This is a genomic window from Pseudomonas edaphica, assembly GCF_005863185.1.
Classification (GTDB): Bacteria; Pseudomonadota; Gammaproteobacteria; order Pseudomonadales; family Pseudomonadaceae; genus Aquipseudomonas; species Aquipseudomonas edaphica.
The window spans coordinates 1-6,732 of the sequence record NZ_VBVZ01000342.1 but is presented as its reverse complement, the minus strand read 5'-3'; the positions used below and the strand labels follow the sequence as shown (position 1 = coordinate 6,732).

Annotated in this window: 7 protein-coding genes, 4 tRNA genes and 1 pseudogene; 3 read left to right on the top strand and 9 right to left on the bottom strand. The window is 58.7% G+C overall.

Going from position 1 to position 6,732, the window contains the following annotated elements:
• Positions 1-1,146 (bottom strand): sodium/glutamate symporter (gene gltS, locus FEM54_RS20840; protein WP_138452765.1); only part of this gene is annotated, 1,146 nt, incomplete at its 3' end.
• Positions 1,147-1,239: 93 nt separating this feature from the next.
• Here gltS and FEM54_RS20835 point away from each other — a divergent pair.
• Positions 1,240-1,461, top strand: a pseudogene (locus FEM54_RS20835) (hypothetical protein); the annotation flags it as partial.
• 68 nt (positions 1,462-1,529) lie between these two features.
• Here the strand turns inward: FEM54_RS20835 and FEM54_RS20830 are convergent.
• The 4 genes from FEM54_RS20830 to FEM54_RS20815 all read right to left on the bottom strand — a co-directional run bounded on the left by FEM54_RS20830 (position 1,530) and on the right by FEM54_RS20815 (position 1,945).
• Positions 1,530-1,605: transfer RNA gene (locus tag FEM54_RS20830), tRNA-Gly, on the bottom strand.
• Between the two features lie 4 nt (positions 1,606-1,609).
• Positions 1,610-1,685: transfer RNA gene (locus tag FEM54_RS20825), tRNA-Glu, on the bottom strand.
• A 105-nt stretch (positions 1,686-1,790) separates the two neighbouring features.
• Positions 1,791-1,866 (bottom strand) — tRNA-Gly (locus tag FEM54_RS20820).
• 3 nt (positions 1,867-1,869) lie between these two features.
• A tRNA-Glu gene (locus FEM54_RS20815) sits at positions 1,870-1,945 on the bottom strand.
• Positions 1,946-2,316: 371 nt separating this feature from the next.
• On the opposite strand from FEM54_RS20815, the gene FEM54_RS20810 reads away from it, so the two are divergent.
• A complete protein-coding gene (locus FEM54_RS20810) occupies positions 2,317-3,087 on the top strand; it encodes a hypothetical protein (RefSeq protein ID WP_017136282.1) in 771 nt (256 codons plus the stop codon).
• A 431-nt stretch (positions 3,088-3,518) separates the two neighbouring features.
• On the opposite strand, the gene FEM54_RS20805 is transcribed toward FEM54_RS20810, so the two are convergent.
• Together FEM54_RS20805 and soxR are read right to left on the bottom strand one after the other, a co-directional pair.
• Positions 3,519-3,977: a VOC family protein gene (locus FEM54_RS20805; RefSeq protein ID WP_138452763.1), complete on the bottom strand. Its 459-nt coding sequence runs from the start codon at positions 3,975-3,977 to the stop codon at positions 3,519-3,521.
• Between the two features lie 165 nt (positions 3,978-4,142).
• A complete protein-coding gene (gene soxR, locus FEM54_RS20800; RefSeq protein ID WP_099547892.1) occupies positions 4,143-4,592 on the bottom strand; it encodes a redox-sensitive transcriptional activator SoxR in 450 nt (149 codons plus the stop codon).
• Between the two features lie 100 nt (positions 4,593-4,692).
• Here soxR and FEM54_RS20795 point away from each other — a divergent pair, with 100 nt between their 5' ends.
• Positions 4,693-5,058: an antibiotic biosynthesis monooxygenase gene (locus tag FEM54_RS20795; RefSeq protein ID WP_099547893.1), complete on the top strand. Its 366-nt coding sequence runs from the start codon at positions 4,693-4,695 to the stop codon at positions 5,056-5,058.
• Here the strand turns inward: FEM54_RS20795 and FEM54_RS20790 are convergent.
• Positions 5,047-6,150: a sigma-54 interaction domain-containing protein gene (locus tag FEM54_RS20790; RefSeq protein WP_017136346.1), complete on the bottom strand. Its 1,104-nt coding sequence runs from the start codon at positions 6,148-6,150 to the stop codon at positions 5,047-5,049. The genes FEM54_RS20795 and FEM54_RS20790 overlap by 12 nt on opposite strands.
• 11 nt (positions 6,151-6,161) lie before the next feature.
• Positions 6,162-6,732: acyl-CoA dehydrogenase family protein (locus tag FEM54_RS20785; protein WP_276614695.1), on the bottom strand; the 571-nt coding region annotated here is incomplete at its 5' end.

Here is a 6,732-nt window from a genome sequence, read left to right as displayed (position 1 = left end):
GATAAAAAACGCCCCCACCATCGGCACCACCAGAAACGCAATCGGCGATGGCCCGAAGCGCTGCGTGACCGCCTGCATATTGGCAATGGCGGTCGGCGTGGCCCCCAAGCCAAAACCGCAATGCCCCGCCGCCAGCACGGCCGCGTCGTAGTTGCGGCCCATGACCCGGAACGTCACGAAGATCGCAAACAGGGCCATCAGCAACGCCTGGGCCGCCAACAGAATCACTATCGGCAAGGCCAATGCCGCCAGATCCCAGAGCTTGAGCGACATCAGCGCAATCGCCAGGAACAACGACAAGCTGACATTGCCCAGCAGCGACACTTCACGCTCAAACACCTGATGCCAGCCCAGCGCCGACAAGCCGTTGCGCAACACCACGCCCACAAACAGCACGCATACAAACGTCGGCAATTCGAAAGCCGTACCTTTAATAAAGCCATACAAGAAGGTGCCGACCTGCAAGCTGATCGCCAATAACGCCAGGGTCTCGATAAATGAAAACGAGGTGATCATGCGTTCCTGGTTGGGCTGCTCAAAGCCTTTGGGCTGGGGCGGTTGCGCCAGCTCAACGCCGGGCACCTGCACACGTTTGATCAGCAAGCGGGCAACGGGGCCACCTATCAGCCCACCCAATACCAAGCCAAACGTCGCCGAGGCAATCGCCAGTTCGGACGCCGAAGCCACGCCATATTTTTCGCTGAACACCGCGCCCCAGGCTGCGCCAGTGCCGTGCCCGCCGGACAAGGTGACGGAGCCGGCCAACAGCCCCATCAACGGGTCGAGCCCCAGCGCCTTGGCCAGGGCAATGCCCATGGCATTTTGCACCACCAGCAGGGCCGTCACGACCAGCAGGAAGATGCCGAGGATGCGCCCGCCTTTCTTCAGGCTGGCAAAGTCCGCATTCAGGCCGATGGTGGCAAAGAACGCCAGCATCAAGGGGGCCTGCAATGAGGCGTCGAATCGAACCTCGATATCCGTTAATGCGCGCAGCAACAGCAGCAGTGCAGCCACCAATAAGCCGCCGACCACCGGCTCCGGAATACTGTAGGCGCGTAAAAAGCCGATACGGGCGACCAGCCAACGCCCCAACAGCAGCACCAGAGAGGCGGCGACCAGGGTTGAGTAAAAATCGAGTTGGAACATCTGGGCAGTTCTCTGAAGTGAACAGGCACACGGGGCTGGCCAGAGTAGAGACAGCAGAACCAGTACACACCCACCCGCTATTAACTACAGACTATTCCCACGCACTTCACAACAAGGCCTACACATGTCGCGTGCAGCCGCTATCGCTGGGTGGTCCCCGGTTTGATTTTCGTCATCTACGCCATTGCGGCGGCCGACCGCGCCAACCTCGGTGTGGCGATGCCATTTATTCGCAAAGAATTCGACATGAGCAACGCCGAGGCAGGCGGCCTGATAAGCCTGTTCCTTCTCGCCTATGCCCTGGCGCAGATTCCTGACCCGGCTGATTAAAATCAGCACAAACAAAAACGCCGATCATTGCTGATCGGCGTTTTCGTTAAATATGGAGCGGGAAACGAGACTCGAACTCGCGACCCCGACCTTGGCAAGGTCGTGCTCTACCAACTGAGCTATTCCCGCAAAATGGCGTCCCCTAGGGGACTCGAACCCCTGTTACCGCCGTGAAAGGGCGGTGTCCTAGGCCACTAGACGAAGGGGACACACAACTGAAACACATGGTGTGTATTTCAGTGCCCAGAGGTTAAATCCGAAGATTATGCCCTGGTTTCACTCAATGCCGCCCGAGGGCCACATTGCTTGTAAATTGGAGCGGGAAACGAGACTCGAACTCGCGACCCCGACCTTGGCAAGGTCGTGCTCTACCAACTGAGCTATTCCCGCATATGGCGTCCCCTAGGGGACTCGAACCCCTGTTACCGCCGTGAAAGGGCGGTGTCCTAGGCCACTAGACGAAGGGGACACACGTACAACATTCACTCCCTACCGCGTTTCGCTGTGTGCTTTACGCTGTAAGTGGCGCGCATTCTATGGATGGATTGAAAGGTCGTCAACCCCCAAGGATAAATTTATTTAAATCAATGACTTCGCCCTGCTTTCCGGGCCTTGGCGGGCATTCTGCCCGTCCGGGCTTTGACGCCTATATTCTGGCGCCCGACAAGGCGCTATAGTTCGCCCAAGCAAATGATGGCAATGTGCATCTATGCAGAGAGCCCGCCCGGCAACGCTTACCTATATAGAAGAAACTACCTGGGCAACTGGTCGAACAGTCCTATCCGCCGGATGGTCCAGTCACTACACTCCACAGCAAACCCTATAAAAGAGGTCACACCGGTGACACCACTCATGATCACCCTGCTGGTAATAGCCGGGATCGTAATACTGATCGCCATTGGCTACATGAACCACGTGGTGGAAAACAACAAGCTGGAAAAGAAACGTACCGAGATCGAGCTCAATGATCGGCTGCGTCGGTGCGGTGAAATCACCGAGACCTTTCCTGGCCAATTGATGACCCCGGCGCTCAAGCTGCTGCTCACCCGCCTTGAGCTGAACGTCAACCAGCGTCTGTTGCACCTCAACAAGTCCAGTGCAGCACTCAAGGCGCGTATCACTGAGTTGAATGCGCTGATCGCCCAGGGCGAATCGATTCCGGTGACCAACCCGCCGGCGCCGATCCAGACCGAAGCCAAGGCCAAGGATGTGCGTTTCCTCCTTGAAGCCCTGCATGGCCAAGTGACCCGCGCGGCCCAGGATGGTTTTCTGCCGACCAACGAGGCCAAGCACTGGATCAAGGAAATTCGTCATATCCTGGTGCTGCTGCACATCGAGTTCTTCAACAACCTCGGCCAGCACGCCCTGCAACAAAACCAGCCCGGCCAGGCACGCCTGGCATTCGAGCGCGGTGTGCAGTACCTGCGTAAACAGCCGGAGCCGGTGCTCTATAGCGCGCAGTTGCAATTGCTTGAGAATCAATTGGCCCGTGCTAATTCGACGGTACTGACTAACAGCAAGCCGGCTGAAGATGAGGTCAATGAGTTGACTGAAGGGCTTAAAGTTGTGGATGCGGATGCGGAGTGGAAAAAGAAGGCTATTTACGATTGATCGTTGGGGGGCGCGCGCGGTGGATGGATGGGTTGGGTACATATCCGTTGCTGCGGTAACGGCTACTTAGGGTTCCGCCCTGACGGCGGGTCACTTTTGGAAAGACCGGAATGCCGGCCCAGCCAAAAGTAAGCAAAAAGTCTTCGCCCCACCACTCGGCACCTCGCTTAGGCTCGGTGTGCCAGAACGAAGGCTTGAATCCGTGGGCCGCCTCAGATCAAAAGCAAGATCAAAAGCAGAGCACGGCGGCCTAGTAGCCGACCTGAGTGGTTAGGTCAAAAGCGAAAGCGGATCCGCATACACCGAAGATCTGCTTTTCTGTGGGAGCTGGCTTGCCTGCGATGCAGACACCTTGGTACATCAGGCACACCGAGTTGATGCTATCGCAGGCAAGCCAGCTCCCACATTGGATGTGCAGGGTTATTGAAACTTCAGCCTTGATTGAACATTTCCGTGGCTCGCTCGCGAATCTGCGCTTCAGTCAGGTCCTCCTTGCGCGTAGCCAAAAACCACAGATGACCAAAGGGGTCTTTCACGCTAGCCGAGCGGTCGCCGTAAAACTGATCTTTTGGCTCAGACACCGAAAGGGCGCCTGCATCAATGGCCTGTTGGTACTGCGCATCCACGTCTCTCACATACAGGTGCAAACCGACGCTGGTGTGTTCGTCAGGGTTGCGCAAGGCCATTTCGGGGCAAGGCGAGCCGAGCATGATCGCCGAGTCACCGATGCGCAGCTCGGCGTGGCCGACCTTGCCATCGGGCATGTCCAGGCGCATGACCTGGGTAGCGCCAAAGGCTTTCTGGTAAAACTCAATGGCCTCGGCGGCGTTATCGATGCCCATATACGGCGTGACGCTGTGATAACCCTCAGGGATTGGCTTAACGCTCATATCGTTCTCCTCAGGTGGGGTTGTGAAGGTCCGGCCTTTTCACTATAGGCCACGCCCGCCGTGGCTTGCAGGTAACCGACGAGGTGTTGGCAACTCGGTTTAACTGACAGGCCGGGTTGTCTGCATCGCAGGCAAGCCAGCGCCCACATTGATTGGGTTTTCGGGTCAGGTTTCGGGGCTGGGCTCAAGTAATTGCGCGCCGGGCCCACATTCCCCCAGCTTGTCATCCTGATTACGCAGGGGACACGCCTCCAGCGATAAACACCCGCAACCAATACAACCACTGAGTTTGTCGCGCAGCAGCATCAGCTTGTTAATGCGTTCATCCAGATCCTCGCGCCACAGCGCCGACAAGCGTTCCCAGTCCTGTGCAGTGGGCGTGCGCCCATCCGGCAAGGTCTGCAACGCCTCGCCAATGGTCGCCAATGGAATCCCCAAACGTTGTGCGATTTTGATCACCACCACGCGCCGCAACACATCCCGTGGGTAGCGCCGTTGGTTACCGGCGTTGCGGTTGCTCTTGATCAACCCCTTGGACTCATAAAAGTGCAGCGCCGTAACCGCCACGCCACTGCGAGCGGCGAGTTGGCCAACGGTGAGTTCCTTGGTAAGCATAAAAAACTCCAGATAAGCGCTTGACCTTGACTTAACTAGAGGTTTTACCCTGCGTGGCATCGAATCGCAAGATTCTGCCTACAGAGAGAGGGGAGTGTTCATGCAGGTATCAGAGAAAAATCGCAGCTTCACTCAGTTGATCGAGTTTCAGATCGAACCCCGGCAGCAATTTGCCCTGGTGGCCGCCTTGTCCACCCAGAGCGAACGCCTGGCCCAGGGCCATGGCGGTTTTATCAATGCCAGTGTGCAAGTCAGCGACGACGGGCGGCGGGTGCTCAATTACCTGCAATGGCGCTCGCGTGAGGACGGCGAGGCGGCGTTCAAGTGTTTTGAGCACGGCGAGGAAGACTTCTGGATGCTGATTCGCGCCCACCAGGCCACGGCGGTGACCTTCGGTTCGTTCCAGGTGCTGCGCAGCTTCGAGCGCAGCCATGACAACGCGTTGCACTGCCGCCTAAATGGATAAATGCAGCATGCGCTCGCCCTGCACATTTTCGCCGGGGCGGCGTTTGTTCACCGCCAACTCGCCGATCTTGATCAGGCGCGTGCGCGTGACGTTGCGGCTCAAACCCAGCAGGTTCGCGGTGTGCACCTGGTTGTAATGGCTGAAACGGTAAGCGGCGCGCAATAGCGCGTCTTCGACCTTTTCATGCAGGGCGCCGGCCTGTTCTTCGAAGAGCTTTTGAAAGGCGCGGGCCAGCAAGGCGTCGGCGCTGTTGTCGGTGCCATGCTGGCTGTCGTCCTGGCGCTCGATGCGCATGTTCGACAGGCGCAAATCATCACGCTCGATCACGCCATTACGGCAGATCAGCAAGGTGTGGTGAATCACGTTTTCCAGCTCGCGGATATTGCCCGGCCAGCTGTAGCTTTTGAGCTTGTGCTCGGCCTCGCGGCTGATGGTGATCGGGCCGTAGCCCAGGCGCTGGCTATAGGCTTCGATAAAATGCCGGGTCAGCGGCAGGATATCGCCGGGGCGCTCGCGCAATGGGCTGAGTTCGAGGCTGACCACATCCAGGCGGTAGTAGAGGTCTTCGCGAAAGTGCCCCGCGTTGATGGCTTTTTCCAGCTGCACGTTGGTGGCCGCCAGCACGCGCACATCAATCGCAATGCTCTTGCGCGAACCCAGGCGCACGACTTCGCGTTCCTGTAGTACGCGCAATAATTTGACCTGGATCGCCATCGGCAAATCGCCGATCTCATCGAGGAACAAGGTGCCGCCGTCGGCCTCTTCGAACCAGCCGGCCTTGGCGCTGAGGGCGCCGGTAAACGCACCTTTTTCATGCCCGAACAATTCGGCTTCCACCAGGGATTCGGAGAACGCGCCGCAGTTCACCGCCACAAAGGGCCGGTTGCGCCGCGCACTGAGGTTATGAATATGGCGTGCCACCAGCTCTTTGCCGGTGCCGGTCTCGCCGATGATCAGCACACTCGCTTCGCTGGGCGCCACTTGCTGGATATGGTCGAGCAGCGCCTGGGATTTGGGGTCTTCGAAGACCTGGGCCGTAGCGCGAATCGAGGTCGCGAGGGCGGGCGAGGGCGGTAAGGTTAACAGCTGCATGGGCACCTCTCTCAGGAGTAGAACGTCGGGATCGGCAGGGACTGGTTCAACGCCCAGTCCCCCAGTTCGTGGAGTTTGTAATCCACCGGGTCGTGCAGGGTTTGCGTGCGCAAGTTGCGCCAGTGGCGATCCAGGCGCAGTGAGGCATGGGTCGAGCGCGCGCCGGTGACTTCAAACAGGCGGCTGCACAGGTCCAGGCCTTGGCGGGTGGCGGCGACTTTGGCGGTGGCGATGGCGATGGCCAGTTCGCCACGTTGCTGTTCGCTTAAGCTGGCACCTTTGGCCCAGGCCTGGTCGAGCAATTCGCCTGCGCGTTCGACCAGCAGGCGCACGCCTTCCAGGGCCACCCAGAATTCGCCGTAGTGGTGCAGCACGTAAGGGTCCTGGCGCACATCGCCCGCCGAGGATTTGTGCCACGCACGGGTTTCGGTGCGGGTGTAGTTGCGCGCTTCTTCAAAGGCGCCTTCGGCAATCCCGAGAAACATATACGTGAACGTCAACTGCGCGATCAGCGGGCGCAGGCAGGCGAAGGGCGTGCTCAACGGGCCGGGATCGAGCAGCAACTCGGACCTGTCTCTTATA